Source organism: Leifsonia sp. NPDC058230 (assembly GCF_042882245.1).
Taxonomy (GTDB): Bacteria; Actinomycetota; Actinomycetes; order Actinomycetales; family Microbacteriaceae; genus Leifsonia.
This window is the reverse complement of the sequence record NZ_JBHVWM010000002.1, coordinates 549,662-574,577: the sequence shown is the minus strand read 5'-3', so window position 1 is coordinate 574,577 and position 24,916 is coordinate 549,662. Positions and strand designations below refer to the sequence as shown.

Annotated in this window: 24 protein-coding genes; 15 read left to right on the top strand and 9 right to left on the bottom strand. The window is 66.5% G+C overall.

The features are described 5' to 3' along the window. Positions 1–21 precede the first annotated feature (21 nt). The 3 genes from ACFVV0_RS08340 to ACFVV0_RS08330 form a co-directional block, all read right to left on the bottom strand. Positions 22–1,092, bottom strand: coding sequence for a DUF998 domain-containing protein (locus ACFVV0_RS08340; RefSeq protein WP_387060942.1), 1,071 nt, complete (start codon positions 1,090–1,092; stop codon positions 22–24). Positions 1,093–1,128: 36 nt separating this feature from the next. Next, positions 1,129–2,721, bottom strand: coding sequence for an MFS transporter (locus ACFVV0_RS08335; RefSeq protein WP_387060939.1), 1,593 nt, complete (start codon positions 2,719–2,721; stop codon positions 1,129–1,131). A gap of 61 nt (positions 2,722–2,782) precedes the next feature. After that, positions 2,783–3,172, bottom strand: coding sequence for an SHOCT domain-containing protein (locus ACFVV0_RS08330; protein ID WP_387060936.1), 390 nt, complete (start codon positions 3,170–3,172; stop codon positions 2,783–2,785). Between the two features lie 179 nt (positions 3,173–3,351). On the opposite strand from ACFVV0_RS08330, the gene ACFVV0_RS08325 reads away from it, so the two are divergent. Then, a complete protein-coding gene (locus ACFVV0_RS08325; RefSeq protein ID WP_387060933.1) occupies positions 3,352–4,176 on the top strand; it encodes an oxidoreductase in 825 nt (274 codons plus the stop codon). Positions 4,177–4,194: 18 nt separating this feature from the next. Here ACFVV0_RS08325 and ACFVV0_RS08320 read toward each other — a convergent pair whose 3' ends face one another. After that, entirely contained in the window at positions 4,195–5,427 is a 1,233-nt protein-coding gene (locus ACFVV0_RS08320; RefSeq protein WP_387060931.1) for a cupin domain-containing protein, read from the bottom strand. A 263-nt stretch (positions 5,428–5,690) separates the two neighbouring features. Here ACFVV0_RS08320 and ACFVV0_RS08315 point away from each other — a divergent pair, with 263 nt between their 5' ends. Genes ACFVV0_RS08315 through ACFVV0_RS08305 form a run of 3 tightly spaced genes read left to right on the top strand, consistent with a single transcriptional unit; the run spans position 5,691 to position 8,897 of the window. Then, positions 5,691–6,614, top strand: coding sequence for an alpha/beta fold hydrolase (locus tag ACFVV0_RS08315; RefSeq protein WP_387060928.1), 924 nt, complete (start codon positions 5,691–5,693; stop codon positions 6,612–6,614). Between the two features lie 40 nt (positions 6,615–6,654). Next, the gene (locus ACFVV0_RS08310; RefSeq protein ID WP_387060926.1) at positions 6,655–7,854 is read left to right on the top strand and encodes an epoxide hydrolase family protein; all 1,200 of its coding nucleotides are present in this window, start codon (positions 6,655–6,657) and stop codon (positions 7,852–7,854) included. Further along, entirely contained in the window at positions 7,851–8,897 is a 1,047-nt protein-coding gene (locus tag ACFVV0_RS08305; protein WP_387060923.1) for a thioredoxin, read from the top strand. The genes ACFVV0_RS08310 and ACFVV0_RS08305 overlap by 4 nt, the downstream gene beginning before the upstream one ends. 9 nt (positions 8,898–8,906) lie before the next feature. On the opposite strand, the gene cls is transcribed toward ACFVV0_RS08305, so the two are convergent. Then, entirely contained in the window at positions 8,907–10,379 is a 1,473-nt protein-coding gene (gene cls, locus ACFVV0_RS08300; protein WP_387060921.1) for a cardiolipin synthase, read from the bottom strand. A 160-nt stretch (positions 10,380–10,539) separates the two neighbouring features. Between cls and ACFVV0_RS08295 the strand changes: the two genes are divergently transcribed. Continuing rightward, the gene (locus ACFVV0_RS08295; protein WP_387060918.1) at positions 10,540–11,949 is read left to right on the top strand and encodes an ATP-binding protein; all 1,410 of its coding nucleotides are present in this window, start codon (positions 10,540–10,542) and stop codon (positions 11,947–11,949) included. A 16-nt stretch (positions 11,950–11,965) separates the two neighbouring features. On the opposite strand, the gene ACFVV0_RS08290 is transcribed toward ACFVV0_RS08295, so the two are convergent. Continuing rightward, a complete protein-coding gene (locus ACFVV0_RS08290) occupies positions 11,966–12,367 on the bottom strand; it encodes a hypothetical protein (RefSeq protein WP_387060916.1) in 402 nt (133 codons plus the stop codon). 108 nt (positions 12,368–12,475) lie between these two features. Beyond that, positions 12,476–15,064: a LuxR C-terminal-related transcriptional regulator gene (locus ACFVV0_RS08285; RefSeq protein ID WP_387060913.1), complete on the bottom strand. Its 2,589-nt coding sequence runs from the start codon at positions 15,062–15,064 to the stop codon at positions 12,476–12,478. A gap of 132 nt (positions 15,065–15,196) precedes the next feature. Between ACFVV0_RS08285 and ACFVV0_RS08280 the strand changes: the two genes are divergently transcribed. Next, on the top strand, positions 15,197–15,421 hold the full coding sequence (locus ACFVV0_RS08280) for a hypothetical protein (protein ID WP_387060911.1): 225 nt from the start codon (positions 15,197–15,199) through the stop codon (positions 15,419–15,421). Here ACFVV0_RS08280 and ACFVV0_RS08275 read toward each other — a convergent pair. After that, positions 15,396–16,529, bottom strand: coding sequence for an AI-2E family transporter (locus ACFVV0_RS08275; RefSeq protein ID WP_387060908.1), 1,134 nt, complete (start codon positions 16,527–16,529; stop codon positions 15,396–15,398). The genes ACFVV0_RS08280 and ACFVV0_RS08275 overlap by 26 nt on opposite strands. Positions 16,530–16,642: 113 nt before the next feature. Between ACFVV0_RS08275 and ACFVV0_RS08270 the strand changes: the two genes are divergently transcribed. Genes ACFVV0_RS08270 through ACFVV0_RS08250 form a run of 5 tightly spaced genes read left to right on the top strand, consistent with a single transcriptional unit; the run spans position 16,643 to position 21,672 of the window. Continuing rightward, the gene (locus ACFVV0_RS08270) at positions 16,643–17,068 is read left to right on the top strand and encodes a DUF6325 family protein (protein WP_387060905.1); all 426 of its coding nucleotides are present in this window, start codon (positions 16,643–16,645) and stop codon (positions 17,066–17,068) included. A 42-nt stretch (positions 17,069–17,110) separates the two neighbouring features. Further along, positions 17,111–17,458 (top strand): SHOCT domain-containing protein, encoded by a 348-nt coding sequence (locus ACFVV0_RS08265; RefSeq protein WP_387061780.1) that lies wholly within the window; start codon positions 17,111–17,113, stop codon positions 17,456–17,458. Positions 17,459–17,483: 25 nt separating this feature from the next. After that, positions 17,484–18,890, top strand: a complete 1,407-nt coding sequence (locus tag ACFVV0_RS08260; RefSeq protein WP_387060902.1) for a DUF2252 domain-containing protein — start codon at positions 17,484–17,486, stop codon at positions 18,888–18,890. 23 nt (positions 18,891–18,913) lie between these two features. Next, complete coding sequence (locus ACFVV0_RS08255; RefSeq protein ID WP_387060899.1) at positions 18,914–20,539, top strand: MFS transporter; 1,626 nt, start codon at positions 18,914–18,916, stop codon at positions 20,537–20,539. Further along, a complete protein-coding gene (locus tag ACFVV0_RS08250; protein ID WP_387060896.1) occupies positions 20,536–21,672 on the top strand; it encodes a DUF998 domain-containing protein in 1,137 nt (378 codons plus the stop codon). The genes ACFVV0_RS08255 and ACFVV0_RS08250 overlap by 4 nt, the downstream gene beginning before the upstream one ends. 53 nt (positions 21,673–21,725) lie before the next feature. Here ACFVV0_RS08250 and ACFVV0_RS08245 read toward each other — a convergent pair whose 3' ends face one another. Beyond that, positions 21,726–22,076, bottom strand: coding sequence for an ArsR/SmtB family transcription factor (locus ACFVV0_RS08245; protein ID WP_387060894.1), 351 nt, complete (start codon positions 22,074–22,076; stop codon positions 21,726–21,728). Positions 22,077–22,161: 85 nt separating this feature from the next. On the opposite strand from ACFVV0_RS08245, the gene ACFVV0_RS08240 reads away from it, so the two are divergent. The 4 genes from ACFVV0_RS08240 to ACFVV0_RS08225 all read left to right on the top strand — a co-directional run bounded on the left by ACFVV0_RS08240 (position 22,162) and on the right by ACFVV0_RS08225 (position 24,916). Further along, the gene (locus ACFVV0_RS08240; protein ID WP_387060892.1) at positions 22,162–23,220 is read left to right on the top strand and encodes an NAD(P)-binding domain-containing protein; all 1,059 of its coding nucleotides are present in this window, start codon (positions 22,162–22,164) and stop codon (positions 23,218–23,220) included. Further along, a complete protein-coding gene (locus tag ACFVV0_RS08235; protein ID WP_387060890.1) occupies positions 23,217–23,489 on the top strand; it encodes a hypothetical protein in 273 nt (90 codons plus the stop codon). Before ACFVV0_RS08240 ends, ACFVV0_RS08235 begins: the two co-directional genes overlap by 4 nt. 34 nt (positions 23,490–23,523) lie before the next feature. After that, entirely contained in the window at positions 23,524–24,414 is an 891-nt protein-coding gene (locus tag ACFVV0_RS08230) for a metalloregulator ArsR/SmtB family transcription factor (RefSeq protein ID WP_387060888.1), read from the top strand. Positions 24,415–24,505: 91 nt separating this feature from the next. Next, positions 24,506–24,916 carry an arsenate reductase ArsC gene (locus ACFVV0_RS08225; RefSeq protein WP_387060885.1) on the top strand — a complete coding sequence of 137 codons (411 nt, stop codon included), beginning with the start codon at positions 24,506–24,508 and terminating at the stop codon, positions 24,914–24,916.

The following is a 24,916-nucleotide window of genomic DNA, read 5'->3' as shown; positions in this document are numbered from 1 at the left end:
CGGCCTCCGGGGCTAACGCCGTCAGGCGGCGTTCCCACCCCGCATGGCGTCGGTATTGCGGAGGAAGACGATGAGCCAGCTGAAGATGAGGAGGAACGCCACCAGTTCGACCGCAGTGAGGGTGTAGTAGCCCGTGATGTAGAACACGGCCAGCACGACGATGACACCGACGAAGACGTAGCCGAGCAGGATGAAGACCCGGGGCATCGCCGGGACGAGCCCGCGCAATCCGATCACCATCGCGACGAAGATGGCGGCCATCCCGCTCGCCGACACATTGTGCAGGCCGAAATTCTCGTCGAGGGGAAAGAGCCCCACGCAGGCGAGCAGGATGCCCATGACGATCAGGGCGGTTCGCACCAGCGTGCGCCCGCGGATCTCTTTGGGAGTGCTCGCCGGAATCGTGGCGGTGGCGTAGTGGGCGATCGTCGTCACGATGACACCGGCGATGATGAGCGTGATGTTGAACGCGCGCGCCGAGAAGTCGTCGGAGATGCCCAGCGTGCTCAGGTTCTCCTTCCACCAGAGCGGATCGGAGGCGCTCAGCATGCTCGCGAACGTGCCGACCGCGAGGAACGCAGCCAGGATGTAGGACAGCATGATCGGTGTGAGCGAGACCGCCGACAAGAAGACCGCGTAGGCGGTCAAAGCGATCGCGACGCCGCCGAGGATGGACGCCGAGAACGTGTACACGACAGCGCCGATGAAGCTCTTGCTCACCACATCGGCGATCGCCGTCCAGCCCAGCAGGGCGATGACGCCGTATGCGAGGGCGAGCGCGGCGATGTCGAACCAGTGCATCCTGACGCCGGTCGCGTCGAGAGGGTTCGGCGGCGAGGTCGAGGATGCGGTGACCAGGATCCTCGCCGCGACGAGCACGACAACGGCCACGATTCCTCCGCCGATGGCCACGAACTGTCCGACCGAGCCCGGCCCGGCGATCGGAGCGGACTGGTTCCAGAAGACGAGCGTGCCCACGATCCCTGCCACGACGAAGACGCCGGCGCCGATGAGGAGGGCAGACGATTCGAGCGACTCCGAGTTCGCAACGGGGTGGCGAAGAAGCCGCGAGATCGGAACGGACTGGCTCATGGTGAAACCTCTTCCTCTCACACGGCGGAACGATCCCTACCCCAGGACGGTTCCTGCTCCTTCGCCCGCGGGTTTCGGATCGGGGATGCGCAGCATCCGGATGGACAGGACCAGGCCGACGAGGCCCGCGAGGATGGGGATCAGAAGCGCGATCTGCAGGGCGATGGGGCGTGCATCCGTATTGATGCGGATGATCTCGTCCTGGATCTTCTGGGGTTGGCCTTCGAGTTGCTGGTCGAGTTGGGTGTTGCTCAAGATCTGAGCGTCCTCGTCGAGGGCCTGTGCGACCTGCTGCTGCTCGGCGGCCGGGAGCACAGTGCTCGAGTTCGCCATGCTGGTGAAGATGGGCGCGAGCGCGGCGAGCATGATGGCGCCGGCGAAGGCGAGCCCGAACGACAGCCCGAACGAACCCGCGGCGGAGTTCACACCGGCGGCCTCGCTGACGCGTTCGTCTGAGATCGGGGACAGCGTGTAGTTGTTCAGCTGGGACACCAGCAGACCCAGTCCGCATCCGGAGATGACCAGGGGGACGAAGAGCCACCAGCCGGAGTCCGCGCGCGGCACGATCGGGATGAGGATCACCAGTCCCACGGTGAGGAGGGCGAATCCCCAGAGGATCAGCACGGCCGGGCGGCGTCTGCCGACGCGTTTGCCGGCGAGCAGCGCGACTCCGAACATCGTGAGCGAGAGGGGAGCGATCGACAGTCCGGCCAGGAGGGCGTTGTATTCGAGCACCATCTGGAGGTACAGCGGCAGCACGATCATGGTGCCGCCGAGTGTGATCTGCTGGAGCATCTGCTGCGAGACCCCGAATCGGAACGTCTTCAGCCGGAAGAGCTCGGGATCCAGCAGCGTCGCCTTCTTGTGCCGCTTTCGACGGATGAGCCAGAAGGCGAGCCCGACGAGTGCGAGAGCACCGACGATCAGGAGCAGGCCGACCCATTCACCGCCCTCCTGCCAGACGAGGATGCCGAGGACGATTCCGCCCATTCCCACGACGGACAGGATCGACCCCACGACGTCGACGTGCCGGTCCCCGGTGTACGGGACGTCGTGAACGAGCCGGATGCCCGAGAGGACGATGGCGATGATCACCGCCTCGAGCAGAAAGGCGACGCGCCACGAGAGGAACGTCGTGATGACGCCGCCGACCAGGGGCCCGACCGCGGCGGCGATCGCCGCAGACGCGCCGACGAGCGCGTAGACCCGCTGCCGGTACGCCCCCTCGAAGTTCCCGTGGATCAGGGACTGCATGGCGGGAAGGAGAAGCGAAGCGCCGAGCCCCCCGATCACCGCCCAGAAGATGATGATCGGCACGATGGACTGGGCCAGCGTCATGGCGATGGCGCCGATGGCGTAGCCGATCAGTCCGAACACGTACGCGCGCTTGCGCCCGATGAGGTCGCCGACTTTGCTGCCGATGAGAATGAACGCTGCCGAGACCAGAGCCTCGAGAGCGATCGCCGACTGCACGTCGCTGACGGCCGCGTCGATGTCCTTCACCACAGCGGAGATGGAGACGTTCATGATCGAGGTGTCGACCACGAGCACGAACATCGCCATCGCCAGCAGGAGGGCGAGCCTCCCGTTGAACGCCACGGTCTGGGGCGCGTCGTGCGGCGCACTCATCCGCTACCACCTGGTCTCACGGTGAAGCCGGTTTCGGTGCACACCGCCGAACCCACTTCCTCTAGGCGGTGCCCTGCAACGCTTTGGCCTTGAGGGCGTCGAACTCGGCGGGAGTGATCGCGCCGCTGTCGAGCAGCTTCTTGCCCGACTCGATCTCGTTGGCGGCGGAGTTCCCCGAACCGGCGACCGAGCGGATGTAGTCCGCGTTCTCGGCCTCGGCCCGTCGCGATCCCATGGCGCTTCGCTGGGCCATGCTGTTCCCGCGTGCGATCAGGTAGATGAATGCTGCGAGGAAGGGGAGGAACACGAGGAAGAGGACCCACAGGGCCTTCATCCAGCCGTTGAGCTCCGGGTCGCGGAACACGTCGATGATGACCCGGATGAAGATCGAGATGCAGGCGATCACGATGTAGAACCAGAAGAACCAGACGAAAAAGTCCCAGATGGTCATGACAGCTCCGTTCCTTCGCAGAGTGTCCATCACATCCGCGTTGGGATGAAGCTACGGCGCGCGCGAACGCGGCCGCATCACCCGAACGGAGTGATTCGCGCCTGTCTCCTCCGCATCCCGACGCGTAGCGTTTCCCGTGGACGTGACATGACGTGGCGTGATGTGAGAAAGGTGCCGCTATGAGCAGATGGCTGATTACAGGATGTTCGACGGGTCTCGGCCGTGCGCTGGCCGAGGAGGCGTTGACCCAGGGTCACAGCGTCGTGGTGACCGCGCGCGATGCGGAGTCGATCTCGGCCTTGGTCGCGCGGTTCCCGGAGACGGCGATCGGAATCGCACTGGATGTCACGGATGAGCGGGCCATCGCCGATGCAGTCCAGGCGGCGAACGATCGTTTCGGTGGTGTCGACGTGCTCGTCAACAATGCAGGCTACGGCTTCAGGTCGGCGGTCGAAGAGGCCGACCTGGGCGATGTCGAGCGACTCTTCGACACCAATGTGTTCGGCCCGGTCTCGTTGATGCAGCGAGTGCTGCCGGGCATGCGCGCCCGGCGCAGCGGGGTCATCGTGAACATCTCGTCGATCGCAGCGAGATGGATGCCCGCGGGCTCCGGCTTCTACGCGGCGACGAAGTCCGCACTGGAGGGGATCTCCGGCTCCCTGCGAAAGGAGGTCGCGCCTCTCGGTATCGCGGTCATCGCCATCGAGCCCGGTGGTTTCCGCACCGATTTCGCCGGTCGTTCCCTGACGCAGTCGGCCGCGGCGATCGGCGACTACGCGGAGACGGCCGGAAAGAGGCGGATCGAGAACGACACGGTCGACGGCACCCAGCCCGGAGATCCGCGCAAAGCGGCGAAAGCGATCATCGTTCTGGTCGAGTCCGCCGACCCCCCGCAGCTGGTGACACTGGGATCGGACGCGCTCAACGGCTTCCGGGATGCGCTCACCCAGCAGCTCGCAGACGCGGACAGGTGGGCAGAACTCAGCACGGGTACCGACTTCTGAGGCCGACGAGCTCGTCGCTCACCGGATCGGGGTGATGCCCTGGGTCTCCCGTGGGAACGTGGCGAGCACCTCCTCCGGGATGTTCAGGTGGGCACTGACGAGCTTCGGGGGGAGGTGGGCGAGCCAGTTCGCGAGGGAGACCTCTTCGTAGTGGTCGCTGCGGAACGTCTCGATGTAGATGAGCTGCTCGTCCCCGGTGTTCTCGACGTAGTGCCCGAGGTTGCGGCGCACCAGTCCGACGTCGCCGGCGTGGAAGTCGGTCGTGTTCGCGTGCGGTCCGGTGTTGAAGACGGTCATGCGCGCCGACCCTTTGAGGTAGTACTGCCATTCGTCGGCGTTCGGATGCCAGTGCAGTTCGCGCATTGCGCCCGGTTCGACGATGTTGAGGGCGGCAGCAACGGTCTTCGCCGCGGGGAAATTGGTGCTGTCGGCGATCCGGATGCTCCCGCCGCTGTTCTCGTGGACCGGCTTGGACTGGGAGAGCCGGAAGATCACCGGTTCGGTGCCGCCCCACTGAACGCCGGCGGAGAGCTGGTCCGCCTCGAGGTCGCCCGGCACGTCGCCGGGGAAGATCCAGAGGTTGTGCAGCGGGATGTCGGAGAAGGCCTCCTGGGCGACGCCGAAGTTCTTGGCCAGCACATCCGGGGGCGTGTGTGTGAACCAGTCCGTCAGCAGCAGCGTGTTGCTCTCCGACTGACCGCCGTCGTCGAACGCGAGCACGAACTCGGCGCCATCCGGGCCGAGTCCCTGCAGCGAGTGCGGCAGACCTGCGGGAAAGAACCACAGGTCGCCCTCGAAAACGTCCTCGACGCTCGGCAGCCCCTCACGGCTCAGCGTGGTCACCCGGCACCCGCCCCGTGTCATCAGCGACCACTCCGCGGTCTGGTGCCAGTGGAGCTCCCGGATGCCTCCGGCCTCGAGGTACATGTTGACGCCCGCGATCTCGTCGGAGATCGCGAAGTCGGACTGCGTCAGCTCGCGCGCCCAGCCTCCACGCTGCACCCGACGCGGCGAGATGTTGAACGACGACCAGAAGAACGGCTGCGTGCTGATGTCGGTCGCCGGTGCGTTCATCTGATTCGGGAACAGAGCCTCCAGTGCTGGGTTCTGCGGACCGGTCATCGTGGTGCTCGCTGCATCGCCGGCCGCATTCACCAAGCCCTCCGGGGGGAGGTCGGGATTGCCGAACGTCGGCGTCTCGTGGTGCGGAGTGGTGTCGCCGGCACCGCCGGTTTCGTTGCTGGAAGTCATCGCCGTCTCCTTCGTCGTGGTTGGGCGCGTTCGCGCTGGGTCGATCACACCACGCAGCAGCAGCATCCAGCTAGAGCCACCTGACTCGGTTCCCGACGCCGCCCCCGAGGCCGTGGGTCACCATCGCGCCCGAGGACTTGTCTCCTTCCGCGACGCGGGCGTAAAGTTTCGCACGAACGCCGACCGGTCACGGGCTTCGCCTCTCTCCGGCACACAGCACCCCTCCCTTCAGCCGACACCCTTCGCAACAGGGAACGCCACCGATGGCCGCAACGACTCACCCCAGTTCGCCGTTCGGCACGCTGAAACAGGTCCGCGCTGGCCTCCTGGATGTCGGCTACGCCGAATCGGGACCGGCCGCCGGACCGGCTGTGCTACTCCTTCACGGCTGGCCGTACGACATCCACAGCTACGCCGACGTCTCCCGGATGCTCGCGGAGCGGGGCTACCGGACGATCGTCCCGTACCTGCGCGGCTTCGGGACGACGCGCTTCCTCGCTGACGACACGGTTCGGAACGGACAGCAGTCGGTGGTCGCCGTCGACGCCGTCTCGCTGATGGATGCCCTCCACCTCGATCAGGCGGTCGTCGCCGGCTTCGACTGGGGGGCGCGCACGGCCGACATCGTCGCAGCGCTCTGGCCGGAGCGCTGCCGCGGGCTCGTCTCGGTGAGCGGCTACCTGATCGGCAGCCAGGAGGCCGGCCGTCACCCGCTGCCACCCGCCGCCGAGCTCCAATGGTGGTACCAGTACTACTTCGCGACCGAGCGCGGTCGCGCCGGCTACGAGCAGTACCGACACGATTTCGCGAAGCTCATCTGGCAGATCGCATCGCCGACGTGGACGTTCGACGATGCCACCTTCGAGCGCACCGCCGCTGCTCTGGACAACCCGGATCACGTCGCCGTCGTGATCCACAACTATCGCTGGCGGCTCGGGCTGGCCGAGGGCGAACCCGAATACGACGATCTGGAGAGACGGCTCGCCGAGGGTCCGGTCATCGGCGTGCCGACGATCACGCTCGAGGGCGATGCCAATGGCGCACCGCATCCGGAACCCACCGCCTACGCCAAGAAATTCTCCGGCGCCTACGAGCACCGCACCGTCGAAGGCGGAGTCGGACACAACCTTCCGCAGGAAGCTCCGGAAGCGTTCGTCCAGGCGATCGTCGACGTCGACGGCTTCTGACCGGCGAGCAGGACCACTCACGAACAAACAGGAGGTTGTGATGTCGGATTCGAGCATCCGTCCGTTCCGGGTCGACGTGCCGCAGGGAGAGATCGACGAACTCCGCCGACGAATCCAGGCGACGCGATGGCCTGAGAGGGAGACCGTCGATGACCAATCACAGGGGGTTCAGCTGGGCACGATGGTGGAGTTGGCGCGGTATTGGGGCGCCGAATACGACTTCCGGAGGTTCGAGACCAAGCTGAATGCGGTCCCGCAGTTCCTCACCGAGCTCGACGGGCTCGACATCCACTTCATCCACGTCAGATCGCCGCACGAGAACGCGCTGCCGATGATCATCACGCACGGGTGGCCGGGGTCGGTCATCGAGATGCTGAACGTCATCGGCCCGCTCACCGACCCGACGGCGCACGGAGGCGACGCGGCGGACGCGTTCGACGTAGTGATTCCGTCCATGCCCGGATACGCATATTCGGGAAAACCGTCGGAGACCGGCTGGGACCCCATCCACATCGCGGACGCCTGGATCGCCCTCATGAAGCGTCTGGGTTACTCCCGCTACGTCGCCCAGGGCGGCGACTGGGGTGCCCAGATCACCGATGTCATCGGCTCCAAGGCGCCGCCGGAATTGCTCGGCATCCACTCGAACATGCCGGGCACGGTCGCCCCGGACGTCTCGAAGACACTCACATCCAATGTGTTCGGGACCGGCTACCCGGCGCCGACCGGTCTCTCGGCCGAGGAGCAACGCGCGTACGACCAGCTCGCCTTCCTCTTCACGAAAGGCATCGGCTACGCGCTCGAGATGGGCTTGCGCCCGCAGACGCTGTACGGGCTCGCCGATTCGCCCATCGCCCTCGCCTCCTGGATGCTCGACCACGATGCCCGCAGCTACGCGGATATCGCAGAGGCCTTTGCCGGACGGCCCGTCGGCAACCTCACCCGCGACGAGGTCCTCGACAACATCACCATGACCTGGGTGACGAACACCGGCGTCTCGTCGGGTCGCCTGTACTGGGAGAACACCCTCGGATTCTTCGACACCAAGGGCGTCACCGTCCCCGCCGCCGTGACGGTCTTCCCGAACGAGCTCTATCAGGCGCCGCGGAGCTGGACCGAGAAGGCCTACCCCAACCTCATCTACTTCAACGAAGTCGGCGAGGGCAACCACTTCGCGGCCTGGCAGGAGCCGGGCCTGTTCGTCTCCGAGTTGCGCGCCGCCTTCAGGACCCTGCGATGACGGCCTCCGATGCGAGCGCCCCCACGGGCCTCTTCCGTTCGATCGCCCACCGGCTGGCGGGCGACGACCGCGTGCTCCCGGACGAGGGGCGCCTCGCCTCGTTCGACCGGGCGACCGGGTGGCTCAACTCCGAGCCGCTGACGCGCGAGGCGCTTCGGGGTCGTGTCGTCCTCGTCGACTTCTGGACCTACACCTGCGTCAACTGGCTGCGGACACTCCCGTATGTGCGGGCCTGGTCGGAGAAGTACGAATCGGCCGGCCTCACCGTGGTCGGCGTGCACACACCGGAGTTCGGCTTCGAGCACACCCTCGACAACGTGATCGCAGAGTCGCTGAAGCTCGGCGTCGAGTACCCGGTTGCTGTCGACAACGATTACGGGGTGTGGGACGACTTCGCGAACCACTACTGGCCGGCGATCTACATCGCAGACGCCGAGGGGCGGATCAGGCACCACCACTTCGGCGAGGGAGAGTACGCCCAGACCGAGATGGTGATCCAGCAGCTTCTCGTCGACGCCGGGGAGCGCGACCTCGATCTGGAGCTGGTGACGGTCGAGCCGCACGGACTCGAAGTCGCCGCCGACTGGCAGACTTTGCGGTCCCCGGAGACGTATCTCGGGTACGAGCAGAGCAGCGGATTCGCGTCGGAAGGAACCGCGGAGTTCGACCGACCGCACGTCTATGCCGCAGAACCCCGGTTGCCTCTCAACGCGTGGGATCTCTCGGGTACCTGGACAGTCGCCCGGCACGCCGCAGTGCTGAACGAGCCCGGCGGGCGGATCGCTTTCCGGTTCCACGCCCGCGACGTCAACCTCGTCATGGGCGGCGCCGACGCGGCGGTCTCCATTCCGTTTCGGGTCTCCCTCGATGGCCAGCCGGTCGGCGATGCCCACGGGAGCGATGTCGAGTCCGACGGCCGAGGAATCGTCACGGACCAGAACACCTATCAGCTGCTCCGCCAGTCGGAGCCGATCGCCGACCGATTGTTCGAGATCGAGTTTCTCGACGCCGGTGTCGAGGCCTATTGCTTCACGTTCGGGTGAGTGGCGGAGCTATTGCAGGGCTGAGGTGAGCCGCGCCACACCGTCGAGGAACGTGGCGGAGGCCGGCTCCTTGTCCCACTCGGCGAGGGTGAGCTGACGCCCCGCGTCGCGATAGCCCTGTTCCACCGCGCGCATCTGCGCGACGAACGAGGCACCTCGCACGAGCAGCGATCCCTCGGCGTTCAGCGCGAAGGACCGGATGTCCATGTTGCTCGATCCGATGACGGCGACATCCTCGTCGATCGACAGGTGCTTCGAGTGCAGGATGTACGGGGCCGGGTAGAGCCAGATCTCCACGCCGGCACGCAGCAGGTCGCCGTAGTACGACCGCTGGGCGTGCCAGACCGACCCCTGGTCTCCGATCTCGGAGACGAACAGCTGCACGTCGAGTCCGCGCTGGCACGCCGAGGTGATCGCGTACATCATCGCCTCATCCGGCACGAAGTAGGGGCTCGTGATGATCACCTTCCGCTGCGCCGAGGTGACCAGGGTGAGGAAGAGGCGCAGGTTGTTCTCGCCGTCGTAGCCCGGACCGCTCGGCACGACCTGGCAGACCAGGGCATCCGGTGACGCATCGGCGGGCACAGCGCCGGCGCGCAGATTCTCCTCGTTCTCGAGCATCTCGTCGGTCTCGATGTACCAGTCGGACAGGAAGACCGTGTTGATCGCCGTCACGACCGGCCCGGTGGTGCGGGCCATGAGCTCCTGCCACTGCAGCCCCCGCTTCAGGTTCTTGGGCGAGTTGTAGCTCCGGTCGATGAGGTTCTGCGAGCCCATGAAGCCGACCAGGCCGTCCACGACGACGAGCTTGCGGTGATTGCGCAGGTCGGGTCGCTGATACTGGCCCTTGAGCGGATGCACCGGCAGCATGTAACTCCACGTGACCCCGATGCGGTCGAGTTCCGCGAAGGTCGCGTCGTGGTCGGCGACCCGCCGCGATGCCACGAAATCCGCGAGGAGCCGCACGCGCACTCCGCGCTGGACCGCGCGTTCGAGCGAGGCGAAGAAGCCGCTCGTGGTGGCGTCGAACGACACGATGTAGAACTCGACGTGCACGAATCGCCTGGCCGTGTCGATCGCCGCGGTCATCGCGTCGATCGACGCCTGGTAGTCGCCGATGAGCGTCGCGGAGTTGCCGCCCAAGGCCGGAAGCGCTCCGAGTGTTTGGTTCTGCCTGACGAGCGCGGAGAACCAGTCCGGCCACGCGGCCGCCTCGGGAAGAGGCGGGAGCTCCCGGGTGCGCTCGGCGATCATCCGGTCGATGACGCGCTGCTTCTCGCGGCGGGCTTTCGGGAGGGTGGAGTTGCCGATCAGCAGGAAGAGGATGATGCCGACGAAGGGGATCAGGAAGATCGCCAGGAGCCAGGCCATCGCGGCTGTCGGCTTTCGCTCCCGGGGCACGATGATGAGGGCGGTGATCCGGATCGCGAGGTCGGCGAGCAGGAGGATGGCGCCGATGAGAGTGGTGAGGTCCGCGCTCACGTGCGGGTGGTCCGGTCGGTCATGACGCTAATTGCAGTCGGAAACCGGATGCGACGCATCATTCGGAAAGGGTGATCCCTCACCGAGGTGCACGGCGTTACTCTGGCGCTGATGGCCATCTGCGGCTGTCGGCCACGTGCTGCGGCGAGAGGGGCGGACCTTGACGGACATCGACGGCATTTCGAGCGAGGGTCTCACCGCGGCATCACTCGACGGACGGCTTTTCCAGTTCGCCGGGTTGGCGGAATCGACGGAGCCCGGCGAGATCGTCCTGCTCCACGGACCGGGCGGTGTCGTGCAGGTCGGACAGGTGGATGAGGTCGACTTCTCGTTCGAAGGCGCATTGCGCGGGTCAGGGCGGATCCTCGGTGTCGTCTCCGACGAGGCGGGATTCGACAGCCGCCACTCATACGCGTTCGCGGTCGCGGCGATGACGGATGCGGACGGGGCGACAGTGGAGGCCATCCACGAGAGCTCCGGTGCGACTCTCGAGATCGGCTCGTACCTCGCCTCCGCCGAGATCCCCGCACGGCTGCTTCCGCACCGCTTCAACAGGCACACGTTCTGGGTCGGGCAAAGCGGGTCGGGCAAGACGTATGCACTCGGCGTCGTGCTCGAGCAGTTGCTCATCCATACCGCACTGCCGATGGTGATCTTCGACCCGAACGCCGACTTCGTACGGCTGCGGGAGATCGCTGCGGGCGCCGGCGAGTCGGATGCGGCCGGCGCGATCGCGAACCGCGACATCCGCATCCTGCGACCGTCGTCGCCCGACCCCGACTCGCTGCGGGTTCGGTTCGTCGATCTGCCCATGGCCGCCAAAGGGGCGGTGCTGCATCTCGACGCGCTCGATGATCGAGCCGAGTTCAACGAGCTCGTCCATCTGGAGGAGACGTTGGGCACGCTCGGGCCGGAGGCGATCGTGCCGCGGCTCCTCGAGCGCGGGACACCGGCCGCACAAGCGCTGGCTGCTCGCATCGAGAACCTGAGGGTCACCGATTGGCGGGTGTGGGCCGGAGAGCTTCGCGCGGTCACCGACATCGTCGACACGCGACCGGATGCCACCGTTCTCGACCTCGGAGGATTCGCCGACCCGGATGAGTCCCTCGTCGTCGCGATGGCCGTGCTCGACGATCTGTGGGCCAAGCGGGAGCAGCGGCGGCCCATCCTGATCGTGATCGACGAAGCGCACAACCTGTGCGCGCCCGAGCAGAACAGCCCGCTGCACGTGGCGGTGCGCGAGAGGATCGTGCAGATCGCGGCGGAGGGGCGCAAGTTCGGGCTGTGGCTGCTGCTCTCGACGCAGCGGCCGTCGCGCATCCATTCGAGCATCATCTCGCAGTGCGACAACATCGCACTGATGAAGATGACCTCGCCGCTCGACCTCGACGAGTTGGCGACGATCTTCGGGTTCGTGCCGGCTGCCATGCTCGCGCGCTCGCCCGGCTTCCGTCAGGGCGAGGCCCTGTTCGCGGGCGGGTTCGTGCCCGCGCCGACCATGGTCAGGATAGGCACGCGGCTCACCCGTGAGGGCGGCGCCGACGTGCGTGTTCCCGTCAGGGACGAATAGCGGCGGCCGGCCGGCCTCAGACGTCGGCGCGCAGCTCGCGTCCGTGGACGGTGAGCGCGTAGATGATCAGGATGTCGACGCCGATCGTGATCGACGACCACCACGGCTGTGCCGGAAGGAGCAGCAACTGCCCGACCGCGCCGATGATGACCAGGATGATCGCGACCACTCGCGCCCAGGTCGCGCCCAGGAGCAACGCGATTCCGATGAGGATCAGCAGTGCACCGATGATGAGCGTCCACCACCCCCAGCCGCTCACATCGAACAAGAACAGGCTGCCTCTGGCGACCACGAAATACGGGTCGGGCGCCAGAAGCGCGACGAATCCCTGGAAGATGCCGAAGATCCCGTTGACGATAAGCATCACGGCGGCGAATCGGGCCCAGCCGACCCACCCCGTCACTTCAACTCTGCTCATTTTGGCTTGACCTTTCGTGACCGTCGAGGCTCGCAGGTGCGTCAGCCCGAAGCTAGCGCTCGCGCGCAATGGCCGGCATCATCCTGTTGGGATGATGTGCGCTCGCCGCTACGGGAGCAGTCCGAGTTCCCGAGCGCGTCGGATCGCCTCGCTCCGGTTCGGTGCGTCGAGCTTTCGGTAGATGTGGACGATGTGCGTCTTGACCGTATTGACCGAGACATAGAAGCGCTCGGCGAGCTCGACGTTGGTCGCCCGGCTGGGCAGGTGGGAGAGGATCTCGAGCTCGCGCTGGGTGAGGGGCTCGGGCAGGGCAGCGGTGGGCAGCGCACCCAGCGCGGCCCGGGCACGGTCGAGGATGCGCTCGAGGAAGCCCGATCTGGGTCCGGGCAGCTCCTGAAGCCGAGCGATCACGGCTGGCCCGGCGCGCAGGAACACGCTGACGAGGTCGTGCTGCTCAGCGTGGGTCACCGCGGCGAGGAGGTGGCTCTCGGCGATGCCGACATGGCCTTCCGCGTCTGCGAGCCAGGCCTGCAGGATGAGTCGCTCTACGAGGACCAGTGGCGTGTCCTCGGCAGACGCGACCGGCGCGGACTCCAGAAGCGCATGAGCACGGTCCAGTCGACCGTGGGTGAGCGCGGTCGCGACCAGCTCGAACAGCATCGAGGGAGCGTCGTCCTGCGTATCGGTCTCGACGGTCGCCGTCGCCGGCGAGTGTCCCTCCAGACGTCGCGCGCGATTGGCGACCGCGTTGAGACGGTCTCGCACGACAGCAGGAGGCGGACCACCGGGTGGGGGAGTGGGAAGTATCCCGCCGTCACCGTCGGTCTCGCGCACCTGTACCTGAATGAGGTGCCCGACCCACAGCAGCTGGGTGCGTCCGTTCCCCGCGGCTCGGGCCACTCCCTCGCGCAGCGACCAAGATGCGCGCTCGGGCTCGGCGCGCTCTTCGGCGACCAGCGCCAGTGCGAGATGAGCGTCGGCGACGACGGAATGCGTGGTCAGCTCGGCCTGTTCCGACAGGTCGAGCGCCTCGCTGCCGAGTTCCTCCGCCACGCGTGTTCTGCCGCACCAGGCTTCGAGCAGTGCCAGGGATCCGAGCGCTCCGACCCGCCACGGCGAGAAACTCGCGCCGTCGGAGCGGAGCGCCCTCTCGAGCCAGCGGCGCGATTCGGCGAGGTCGCCGCTGAGAAAAAGCGAGCGTCCCCCCGACAGAAGCGCCAGGGTCGTGAGCGATGAGCGATCGGTGATTCCCAGGACGTCCGGCGGAGAAGCGTCGGGGTGAGCTTCGAGGAGCGAGATCGCCCGCGCGGCGATCTCAGCGGAGCTCTCAGGATGCGGGCTCCACTGGGCGCGGGCGGCGAGAATCGTCTGGGCGACCATCCGCTGGCCGTCCGAGGCATCCGGATGGATGAGCACGCGCCTCAGCACGTCCTCGGCGACGACCAGCTGTCCTTCGAGGGCGTGGAGGACACCGAGCAGGAGGGTGACGTCGAGGCGATCGGGCAGCGCCGATTGCGGGAGCTCCGTGACCCAGCCGATGACGGTGTGCATCTCGCTGCGCTCGTAGACCTCGGCGCCGCGGCTGCGGATGAGGTCGAGGGCGGCATCCCAGTCCTTCGCCCGCAGGAGGTACTCGACAGCTTTGTTGACGTCGCCGCGCTCGTGGTACCACTTCGCTGCGTGAGTGAGCAGTAGACGCTCGGCCTCCGGCGCCTCCGCGCGGAGGTGGTACCGCAGGAGGTCGCGGAACAGCTGATGGAAGCGGAACCACTCACGACGTGAGTCGAGGGGCACGAGGAAGAGCGACTCCCGCTCCAGCGTCTCCAGGAAGTCCGCCATGTGGTTCTCGCCCACCATCGCGGCCAGCAGTTCGCTGCTCATCTCGTCCGCAGCAGAGGCGAGCAGCATCCGCATCCGTAGGGCTGGAGCTCGCCCGTTCAGCACCTCTTCCCCGAGATAGTCGGCCACCAGCCGGTCTGTCCCACCGAACTGCTCGACGAAGGAGTCTGCGTCGTCTCGGCCCTTCAGCGTCAGCGCCGCCAGTTGAAGGCCTGTCGCCCACCCCTCTGTGCGGTCGACGAGGATGCGGACACTCTCTTCGGTGAGAGAGCGAAGTGAGATGTTCTCGAGCAGACGGGTCGACTCCTCGATGTCGAAGGCGAGATCGTTTCCGCGGATCTCGGTGACGTCGTCGCGCAGCCGATGGCGTGCCCAGCGCAGGGGAAGGTCGACGCGCGAAGCGATCGCGAGATGAATGTGGTCGGGCAGCCGATCCACCAGCCAGACGAGGTCGCCGAGGATGGTGCGGTTCTTGAGCCGGTGGAGATCGTCGAGGACGATGACGGTGGGGGGCAGCTCTCGCATCCATCCGATCAGAGCGTCGAGGAAGAGCGGCCCGAAGCCACCCTGCTCCGCACTGACCAGCCGAGTGAGGTCTGCCAGTTCCGGCCTCAGCTCGGCGAGGCCGGCGACCAGCCTGCCGGCGAGGTTGGCCGGATAGTCGTCGTACCCGACGATGTCTATCCACACGAACGCCAATTCGGGATGGTGTTCCGCCCACTGCGCGAGCAGCACCGTCTTGCCGGCGCCGGCCGGCGCTACGAGAATCGCCACCGGTTGCGTGAGCAGACCGTCCAGTTGCTCTCGAAGCGCCGGCCGGTCGACGACCTGAGTGGGTACTCCGTGTCCGCTGATCATGTCGGGGCTCTTCCGAGCCCAGTGTGGCAGCCCCGACGCGCCAGCGCCAGGAATTGCCGTTCTCCAGAAAATCGCGCCTTATCACCCGGTGCGGATGATCCGGCAGCCGAGTCCTGGTGGGATCGTTTACGGATGACCAGCGAGTCGTTCGAGATCGTGATCAAGGGAACGTTGAGCCCTCCGGTCGCTGCGGCGTTCGCCGGTTTCGAGGTCACGCGCGTGGACCGGGGACGGACCCACCTGGTCGGACCGATACAGGATCAGGCTCGGCTGCACGGCCTCCTCGAGGTGCTCGGCGGCCTCAACATCGAGTTGATCTCGGTGAACCCGGTCACTCCGCGGGAGGCTGAGAAGTAGGCGGAGGCTTGTGCGAGGCGTGGTGCTCGCGCCGGTCGGCCTTGGCTGCTGCGACCTGCGCTTTTGCGAGGTCTCTGGTCTCGTCGGTCGGTCCGAGGGCGGGTCGCCACCAGTGGGCGTCCGGGTTGGCGTCGATGAGGAACGCCTTGCCGAGCAGGGTGAGGGGGATGGCGAGGATGGCGCCGATGGGGCCGATGATCACCGCCCAGAACAGGACGGAGAAGAAGGTGATGGTCTGGCTCAGGGAGACGGCGTGTCCGACGACGCGGGGCTGGATGATCGACTGGACGATGGCGTTGATGATGCCGTAGATGATGACGACGGCGATCGCGGTGGGCCAGCCGCCGACGAGGAAGCCGAAGAACAGGGGTGGGATGAGGGCGAAGAAGTAGCCGATGTTCGGGATGAAGCTGCAGAGGAACGCGAGCAGCCCCCAGAGGAGCGCGGCGGGTACCTGGAGGAGGTAGAGGGCGAGCGCGTTCAGGGCGCCCTGTGCGACGCCGAGCACGGTGGTGACGACCATGTAGCGGCGGACGTTCGACGCATAGTTGCGGATCGCGTCGACGAGTTCGGGCTTGTGTTCGCTGAGCTGTCCGAGCACCGTGCGGGCGTAGACGGCGTCGGCGGCCATCAGGATCATCATCGTGAGCACGATGACCAGTGCCCCGGTGATGCTCGCGACGCTGCCGAGCGCTCCGGTGACGAGTGCCGCGATGTTGTGCGGGTCGATGCTGCTGACGACCTCTTGGATCTGCTTCTCCCCGATGCCCAGGCTCTGCAGCCAGGAGCTGATGTTCGCGCCGATCTCAGCGAACTGGGCGGAGTAGCTCGGAAGCATGGTCACGAACTGCGCGAAGGCGATCAGGATGGTGTAGGTGAACCCGGCGAGCAGGCCGAAGACGACGAGGATGACGGAGCCGGTGGCGAGACCGCCGGGGACCCCTCTCTTCAGGAGCCCGGTGCGCACCGGGTTGGCGCAGATCGTCAGCACGAGGGTCAGCAGGGTCGGCGCCAGGATCCCGCGGATCCCGCTCATGCCGATCGCGGTCACGGTCGCAGCTGCCAGCGCCACCAGGATCGTCGTCGCGCGTGGGAACCCTGCAGTCATGGGCCAACGGTAAGGACGCGCCCGCGTGCGTACATCATCCGAACCGGGTGATGTCGGGCGCCTGAGCCGAGCGTTAGCGTCGTGCCAGTGCGAAGACCAGAGAGAGGATGATCGTGGCTGATATCGAATACGGGCCGGTCGAGTTGTTCCTGATCGGATTCACCGGTGAACGTCCTGGCCCGGAAGTCGTGGATGAGATCCTCAAACTCGTTCAGGCTGACACAGTGAGGCTTCTCGACCTCCTGTTCGTGTCACGTGCCGACGACGGCGATCTGACCGTTCTCGAGCTGGACGAGGTCGCCGACCGGTTCGGGCTGACCGGGATCGAGGTCGTCGAACTCGGGCTCGCCGGCGAAGAGGACGTCGACGATCTCGCCGACGCCGTGCAGCCGGGCACCTCCGCCGCCCTGCTCGTGATCGAGCACGTCTGGGCTCGGGAATTCGCCGCGGCACTGTACCGCGCCGGCGGCCAGGTGCTTCAGACCGAGCGGATCCCCGCACCGGTCGTCAACGAGCTGGTCGCCGCCACCGCCGAGTGACGACGCGCGAGACCGAAGGAGAACAACATGCTTGGTCGACGAATGGGTCGCGGAGGTCTCCTCCGTGCGGCCGCTACCACTGCGGTCGTGGCCGGAACAGCCACCGCTGTGTCCGGGGGCATCCGGGGGCGGCAGGACGCCAAGGCACAACAGGCCGCCGAGGCGGAGGCGTATGAACAACAGCAGCAGCAGGCTCAGATCGATGCCGCTGCCCAGCAGGCTGCTGCTCAGCAGGCCGCGTACGCTCAGCAGGCGGCCCCGCCGGCACCCGCAGCCCCGGCAGGTGGGGACGACATGATGGCGCAGCTCCAGCAGCTCGCGAGCCTGCACTCGCAGGGGATCCTCTCCGACGACGAGTTCTCCGCCGCCAAAGCCAAGCTCCTCACCTAGCCGAGCCGAGCGGAGCAACGAGCACATGAGCCTGTCCGATTTCGACGAGCGGCGCGCGCGTGGGCAGGAGGCCCGTAGGCAGACCCCACGGCGCCTCCACGCCGGATGGACACCGCCGGACGACCGGCCGGACCCTGTCGCGTTGCTCGAAGAGCAGGCGACGAACCGCGTGCCGGAGCTCGTCCCCATCCGGTACGGCCGGATGCTGGCCTCGCCCTTCGCGTTCTATCGCGGCGCGGCGCTGCTCATGGCGTCCGACCTGTCGACGACGCCCGTTTCGGGGATCGTCACGCAGATCTGCGGTGATGCCCACCTCTCGAACTTCGGCGTGTTCGGCACGCCGGAGCGCACGATGGTTTTCGACCTGAACGACTTCGACGAGACCCTTCCCGGCCCCTGGGAGTGGGACCTCAAACGCCTCGCGGCGAGCTTCGAGATCGCCGGGCGCAACGCTGGATTCTCGCCCGCCGAGTGTCGCGAGGCCACAATGACGGTCGCGCGTTTCTACCGCGAGGAGATGCGCAAGCTGGCGGCGGAGCCGGTGATGACGGCCTGGTACGAACGTCTGGACGCCGATCAACTCCTCGAGTTGGCGCGCTCCGAGGAGCACGCGCATCGTGCGGACAAGCTCCAGGTGAAGCGAGCGGACGCGATCATCGCGAAGGCGCGCACGAAGGACAGCACCGCAGCCTTCGCCAAGCTGGTGCGCGTCGTCGACGGCGAGCTGCGCATCCGGGCCGATCCTCCGCTGATCGAGCCGGTCGAGCACTTGTTCCCGGATGCCGACGAATTGCGCGATGTCCAGAACTGGATGCGCCGGCTCATTGAGGAGTACCGGAGCACGCTCCTCGTCGAGAACCACCCGATCCGAGAGTTCGAGTACGTGCACATGGCCCGCAAAGTGGTCGGTGTCGGAAGCGTCGGGACGCGCGCCTGGGTGCTGCTGCTGAGGGGGCGGGATGAGGGCGATCCACTCATCCTGCAGGCCAAGGAGGCGCAGGAGTCGGTGCTGGAGCGTTTCCTCGGTGCGAGCCCATATGCGAGCCATGGCCAGCGGGTCGTCGCCGGGCAACGGCTCATGCAGGCGGCGAGCGACATCTTCCTCGGCTGGCAGTCCGCGGAAGGCGGCGACGGAATCGTGCGGGACTTCTACATCCGCCAGCTCTTCGACTGGAAGGGCTCGATCGATCTCGACGACGTCCGGCCGCGCGGTGCGAAGCTCTACGCCCGGCTGTGCGGACAGGCTCTGGCCCGCGCGCATTCACGAGCGGGCGACAGAGTAGCGATCGCCGCCTACCTCGGCCGAAGCGACAGCTTCGACCGGGCGATCGCCGACTTCTCGTTCGACTACGCGGACCAGAACGATCGCGACTACCGCGCGTTCGTCGAGGCCGAGTCGACAGGACGTATCACTGCGCTGACCGGGCTCTGAGCGAAGAACCCGGGGAGCAGATCGTGAAGAAGTGGTCCGTCGTCATCATTCTCGGCTTGGCCCAGTTCGTGATGGTGCTCGACGGGACCGTCATGAACGTCTCGATCTCAACCGTCGTCGAGGACCTGTCCACGACGGTGTCGGCCATGCAAGCCGCCATCACGTTCTACACGCTCACGATGGCGGCCGTGATGCTGCTGGGCGCGAAGCTCGGTGACGTGTGGGGGCGCAGGCGCGCGTTCGTCATCGGGTCGTGCGTCTACGCGCTCGGGTCGCTGATCACGGCGTTCAGCCCCAACGTGCAGCTGCTCTTCCTGGGCTGGTCGATCATCGAGGGCCTGGGCGCCGTGCTGGTCATTCCGGCGATCGCTGCGCTCGTCGCCGACAACTACGAAGGCCGCGCGCGGATCAGCGCGTATGCGATCATCGGGGCGGTCTCCGGTGCGGCTGTGGCCGCGGGGCCACTGATCGGGGGCTTCGTCACCACCTACTTCAGCTGGCGATACGTCTTCGTCGCCGAGGTCGTCATCATGGCCGTCGTGGTGATCTTCGCGCGGGTGATCACGGATTCGACCGCACGACAGCACGTCCGCATCGACGTGCTGAGCGTGCTGCTCTCGGCGGTCGGGCTGGTGTTCGTGGTCTTCGGGATGCTCCAGAGCAAGACGTGGGGTTGGGTCATCCCGCAGGCCTCGCCGGAGATCGGGGGAGTGCCGATCGCGCCGCTCGGCATCTCGTTGACGGCCTGGTTCATGGTCGTCGGCGCAGCGCTCGTCTACCTCTTCATCCGGCGGCAGCAGACGCTCGTCCGCCAGGGACGGTCACCGCTCGTCCACGTCGAGATGTTCTCGATCCGCCAGCTGCGGAGCGGCCTGAGCGTGCTGGGGGCGCAGTACGCGGTGACAGCGGGGCTGTTCTTCATGGTGCCGGTCTACTTGCAGATGACACTGGGGCTGGATGCGCTGCAGACCGGCATCAAGATCTTCCCGCTGTCGGTCTCGCTCATCCTGTTCTCGATCGTCGGGACGATGCTGTCCCGTCTGTGGGCGCCACGGCTCATCGTGCGCGTCGGTCAGCTCATCCTGGTCCTGAGCGCCTTCCTCCTACTCGGATCGGTCACGCCCGAGCTGCGGAGCGGCCTCTTCGCCACCGGGATGTTCCTGGCGGGCGCGGCTCTGGGGCTCCTGGCGTCACAGCTCGGCAATGTGAACATGTCGAGTGTCTCCGAGAAGGAGACGAGCGAGGTCGGCGGTCTGCAGGGGGTGTTCCAGAACCTGGGCTCGTCACTGGGAACGGCCCTGATCGGGTCCATCCTGATCGGCGCCCTGAGCACGTCGTTCGCCGCGGGTGTTTCGAGCAGCGAGCTGCCCGCGGAGGCGAAAGCGACGGTCGCCGAGGAGACGCAGGGCGGAGTGACGGTCGTTCCCGCCGCCAGCGTGGAGGAGATCGGGCAGGAAGCGGGGTTGTCAGCGGACGAATCGAGGACTCTCGCCGAGATCTACAGCGACTCTCAGCTGTCCTCGCTCCGCGTCGCGTTCTTCGGGCTGATCCTGATCTCCATCGTCTCCCTGGCGTTCTCGAGGGGCATCCCGACAGAGATCGCGGGAAGAAAACGAACGAAAGACCGAGTGACAGGAGATATCGAATGAGCCAGTCCGCACCGATCGCACGGCTGCTGCGTCATCCCGTCTCGGATTCCGAGTCGCTCGAGTCGTCAGCGCTGGTCGTGGGCGCCATCGCGTTCGTGATCTCGGCGATCGTGGCCACGTTCGTCTTCTGGGGCCATGATTCGCCGATCTCGGGTCCCGGCTCGGTCGGGCAGTTCGTGGCATTGGGGTCGGCGGTCGCCGCGGTCATCGTCTTCGTCGCCGCGCGCCTGCTGGTCTCCGCGGGCAGGACCACGCGATCCGCCACCGGTCGCGGCCTCGACATCGCCGGGGCGCGCCTGCATTGGTTCGACATCGCGGCGCTCGCCCTCGCTCACGCCGTCATCGCTCTCCTCGGCTGGCTCGGAATCGCCGACCTCCTGTCGAAGAGTTTCACCGACGCGGTCGTCTTCTCGTTCTCCGCCGCCGTGCTCGGCGGGGTGGCGATCGCGCTGACGTCCTATGTCGTGTTCCTGTCGGCGGTCAGCCTCACCCCGATGCTGCTGTCCCTCATCCTCGCGGCGTTCCTCATCGTCGGCTCTTTCGCGAGCATGCTGAGCTCCACCGATCCGCACTGGTGGCAGAAGAACTTGAGCACGCTCGGCATCTCGGATGATGTGTCCGCACTCGCCTTCAACCTCACCCTGATCATCGCGGGCGTGATCGTCACGACGATCGCGCACTACGCGACGGCGATGCTTCCGGTCACGAACGACAAGGAGAGACGAGGACGGACCCTCGTGCGTACCGCCCTCGTCGTCATGGGCGTACTTCTCGCCTGCGTGGGAATCTTCCCCGTCGACCGATTCCTCACGGCGCACAACGTGTCCGCGACCGGCATGGCCATCGTCTTCGTGGCCCTGGTGCTCGGGCTCCGGCGTCTCGTCCCATCGATGCCGCGCGTGTTCATCCTGCTCGGCTACACCTTCGTCGGCGTGATCGTCGTGCTGGCGGCGTTCTTCATCAACGGGTACTACAACCTCACCGCCGTCGAACTGGTCGCCTTCCTCCAGATCTTCAGCTGGCTGATCGTCTTCCTCCGGAACACGGGGGCGATGCCCGCCGGCGCTCTCCCGGATGATGACGGTCACACGGATGAGCGGGCCGAAGCCCTGTCCGATTCGCCGACGATCTAGGAGACCGGGACATCAGCCCTCGCGTCCGAACTCCCGATCGGAGCACAGCGCGCTCACGTCGTTTTCAGCAGCTGCGAGACGCGCTCGAGCGCTCCGGGAATCAGCTTGTAGTACGCCCACGTCCCCCGCTTCGATCGCGTGAGATAGCCGGCGTCCATCAGGATCTTCAGGTGGTGGGAGACGGTCGGTTGGCTGAGCCCGATGGGCTCGGTGAGATCGCACACGCACGCCTCCGCGCCGTCGGAGGCTGCGACGATCGAGATGAGCCGGAGTCGAGTGGGATCGGAGAGTGCTTTGAATGCGAGAGCCATCGACTCGGCATCCTCCACCGTCAGCGTCTCACGGGTCAGCGGGGTGCAGCACGAGCCTGCAACGGTCACAGGAAGCAGGTCGGCGTTAGTCATGCAGGCAGCCTAGTCGAATATTGACAAACTTCGATAGATGTCGCAGTCTCTCCATATTGACAAACTTCGATGTACCGGAGGAAGCATGACACTCATCGACCTGACCGTCCCCGCACTGCGCAGCCGTCGCCTCGACGGGCTGCCCGTCGCGATCATCGGCGCTGGCCCGATCGGCCTTGCTGCCGCTGCGAATCTGGTGGAACGCGGTATCGACTTCGTCATCTTCGAGACAGGCGAGGGCATCGCGGGCAGCGTCGACCAGTGGGCGCACATCCGGTTCTTCTCCCCGTGGCGGCACGCCATCGACCCAGCCTCGCGGCGGCTGTTGGAAGCCAGCGGTTGGACGGCTCCGGACGAGAAGGCGCTGCCCACCGGTGGTGAGCTCATCGAGAAGTACTTGCGGCCTCTGTCGCTGTTGCCGTCGATCGCCCCGCGTACCCGCACCGGCGCCACGGTCGTGGCGGTGAGCCGTGAAGGAATGGACCGCACCCGCACGCCGAATCGCGGCGAAACTCCGTTCGTGCTCCGCGTTGCAGACGCATCAGGGTCGGTCGAGGAGGTCGCCGCCCGCGCGGTGATCGATGCATCCGGAACCTACCTGAGCCCGAACAGTCTCGCCTCCTCGGGGCTCGAACCCCTGGGACTCGCCGACGTCGCGGACCGTGTCACCCATGCCCTCCCGGATGTGCTCGGCCGTGAGCGCGCGCAGTTCGCGGGCAAGCATGCCACCGTCGTCGGGGCCGGTCACTCCGCCGCGAACACCCTGCTGAATCTCGCCGCCCTTGCGCTCGAGGAGCCCGGAACCCGGATCACCTGGCTGATCCGCACCGCCGGCGCCCCACGCGTGTCCTCATCCGCGGATGACGACCTCATCGCCCGCGCCGCTCTCGGCTCGCGGGTCGAGCGGCTGGTCACGGCGGGCCGCATCGAACAGCTCGATCGGTTCGAAATCGCACGGCTCGCGCCCATCGAGGGCGGTGTTCGTCTGATCGGCCACCGCGGCGGGGAGCTCGTCGAGCACGACACCGACCTGGTGGTCAACGCCACCGGGTTCCGCCCGAATCTCGACATGCTGCGCGAGATCCGTCTCGAGCTCGATGAGATCGTGGAAGCGCCGAAGCGCCGAAGCGCCTCGCGCCCATGATCGATCCGAACGTGCACAGCTGCGGAACCGTGGCGCCGCACGGATTCGCTGAGTTGCAGCAGCCGGAGCCGGCCTTCTTCTTGGCCGGAATGAAATCCTACGGCCGAGCCCCGACGTTCCTGCTCGCGACCGGTTACGAGCAGGTGCGCTCGATCGTGGCTTGGATCGACGGCGATATCGCGGCCGCGACGAACGTCCAGTTGGTTCTCCCTGCCACCGGCGTCTGCTCTACCGGCGCGTCCGCATCAGGCGGGTCGTGCTGCTCCTGACTGTGTGCCGGCCCTCTGCCATAGACTTGCATCTATGGGTGGAGTGCCACAGGGCAGCGATCCGCTTCGCAGCCTGAAGCGGATCAGCGATCCTACGCGAGCACGCATCCTTGCCCTCCTCCTCGACAGCTCCGATGGCCGCGCCTCCGTCACCCGGCTTGCGGAGACTCTCGGTTTGCGGCAGCCGACCGTCTCGCACCACTTGAAAGTGCTGCTCGACGAAGATCTGGTGATACGTCAACCCGATGGCCGGCAGGTCTGGTATTCACTCCCACCAGATCAGATCGACCGCGTCTCCGAACTCATCGGAGGCACAGTACCGGTGCCGGCCGATGACATCGTCGACCGGATCAGCCGCGACCTCGGCGTTCGGTTCACGGGCACGTTCGCGCCGGAGGCGGTCGAGCGATACGTGCGGGAGAGCTACGCCCTCCTCGCAGGTGAGGCTCACATTTCGAGGCATCTGTCCTCGCTGACCTCGCGGTTCGCTGCAGAACGACTTGACGCCCTTGCTCGAGAGATGGGTGGGACGACCGCGACGCCCGAGGTTCTGTTCGTGTGCGTTCAGAACGCTGGGCGGTCTCAGATTGCCGCAGCGATCCTCAAACACCTGGCCGGCGACAGCGTTCGCGTGCGAACTGCCGGGTCGAGCCCAGCAAGCGAGATCCGCTCGACTGTCGTCACCGCGCTCGACGAGATCGGAGTCCCGCTCGGCGGCGAGTTCCCGAAACCGCTCACCGACGAGGTCGTTCGGGCAGCGGAGGTGGTTGTCACGATGGGCTGCGGCGACGCCTGCCCGATCTATCCCGGTCGCCGTTATCTCGACTGGGATCTCGACGACCCCGCTGGCCTTCCGCTCGCCCGCGTCCGGGAGATTCGTGACGACATCGAGGCGCGCGTGCGGGTTCTGCTCGACACCCTGTGATGCGATCGCGACGGAAGGTCGCCGAACGGGGTTCCATTAATCATAGATAGGCGTCTATGCTTTTGGGAGACCGACGAAAGCGAGAAGCGCCATGCCCGAGAAACCCACCGTCCTGTTCGTCTGCGTGCACAACGCCGGCCGCTCCCAGATGGCCGCCGGCTTCATGAAGGAGTTATCCGGGGGAGCGGTCGACGTGCTCTCGGCCGGCTCGGAACCGAAGGACCAGATCAACCCGATCGCGATCCAGGTCATGGCCGAGGACGGGATCGACATCGCGGACGAGGTGCCGAAGATCCTGACCACGGATGCGGTGCGCGAGTCCGATGTCGTCATCACCATGGGCTGCGGAGACACCTGCCCGATCTTCCCGGGCAAGCGCTATGAAGACTGGGAGCTGACCGATCCCGCGGGCCGCCCGGTCGAGGAGGTGCGCCCGATCCGCGACGAGATCAGGCGGCGCGTGCAGGATCTGCTCGCGCAGATCCTGCACGCACCGGTGTGA

Excerpts from the sequence above, each read along its gene's own strand:
- ACFVV0_RS08340 (WP_387060942.1), bottom strand. The coding sequence starts at position 1,092 with ATGAGCCAGTCCGTTCCGATCTCGCGGCTTCTTCGCCACCCCGTTGCG.
- ACFVV0_RS08335 (WP_387060939.1), bottom strand. The coding sequence starts at position 2,721 with ATGAGTGCGCCGCACGACGCGCCCCAGACCGTGGCGTTCAACGGGAGG.
- ACFVV0_RS08330 (WP_387060936.1), bottom strand. The coding sequence starts at position 3,172 with ATGACCATCTGGGACTTTTTCGTCTGGTTCTTCTGGTTCTACATCGTG.
- ACFVV0_RS08325 (WP_387060933.1), top strand. The coding sequence starts at position 3,352 with ATGAGCAGATGGCTGATTACAGGATGTTCGACGGGTCTCGGCCGTGCG.
- ACFVV0_RS08320 (WP_387060931.1), bottom strand. The coding sequence starts at position 5,427 with ATGACTTCCAGCAACGAAACCGGCGGTGCCGGCGACACCACTCCGCAC.
- ACFVV0_RS08315 (WP_387060928.1), top strand. The coding sequence starts at position 5,691 with ATGGCCGCAACGACTCACCCCAGTTCGCCGTTCGGCACGCTGAAACAG.
- ACFVV0_RS08310 (WP_387060926.1), top strand. The coding sequence starts at position 6,655 with ATGTCGGATTCGAGCATCCGTCCGTTCCGGGTCGACGTGCCGCAGGGA.
- ACFVV0_RS08305 (WP_387060923.1), top strand. The coding sequence starts at position 7,851 with ATGACGGCCTCCGATGCGAGCGCCCCCACGGGCCTCTTCCGTTCGATC.
- ACFVV0_RS08290 (WP_387060916.1), bottom strand. The coding sequence starts at position 12,367 with ATGAGCAGAGTTGAAGTGACGGGGTGGGTCGGCTGGGCCCGATTCGCC.
- ACFVV0_RS08285 (WP_387060913.1), bottom strand. The coding sequence starts at position 15,064 with ATGATCAGCGGACACGGAGTACCCACTCAGGTCGTCGACCGGCCGGCG.
- ACFVV0_RS08280 (WP_387060911.1), top strand. The coding sequence starts at position 15,197 with ATGACCAGCGAGTCGTTCGAGATCGTGATCAAGGGAACGTTGAGCCCT.
- ACFVV0_RS08275 (WP_387060908.1), bottom strand. The coding sequence starts at position 16,529 with ATGACTGCAGGGTTCCCACGCGCGACGACGATCCTGGTGGCGCTGGCA.
- ACFVV0_RS08265 (WP_387061780.1), top strand. The coding sequence starts at position 17,111 with ATGGGTCGCGGAGGTCTCCTCCGTGCGGCCGCTACCACTGCGGTCGTG.
- ACFVV0_RS08260 (WP_387060902.1), top strand. The coding sequence starts at position 17,484 with ATGAGCCTGTCCGATTTCGACGAGCGGCGCGCGCGTGGGCAGGAGGCC.
- ACFVV0_RS08250 (WP_387060896.1), top strand. The coding sequence starts at position 20,536 with ATGAGCCAGTCCGCACCGATCGCACGGCTGCTGCGTCATCCCGTCTCG.
- ACFVV0_RS08245 (WP_387060894.1), bottom strand. The coding sequence starts at position 22,076 with ATGACTAACGCCGACCTGCTTCCTGTGACCGTTGCAGGCTCGTGCTGC.
- ACFVV0_RS08240 (WP_387060892.1), top strand. The coding sequence starts at position 22,162 with ATGACACTCATCGACCTGACCGTCCCCGCACTGCGCAGCCGTCGCCTC.
- ACFVV0_RS08235 (WP_387060890.1), top strand. The coding sequence starts at position 23,217 with ATGATCGATCCGAACGTGCACAGCTGCGGAACCGTGGCGCCGCACGGA.
- ACFVV0_RS08230 (WP_387060888.1), top strand. The coding sequence starts at position 23,524 with ATGGGTGGAGTGCCACAGGGCAGCGATCCGCTTCGCAGCCTGAAGCGG.
- ACFVV0_RS08225 (WP_387060885.1), top strand. The coding sequence starts at position 24,506 with ATGCCCGAGAAACCCACCGTCCTGTTCGTCTGCGTGCACAACGCCGGC.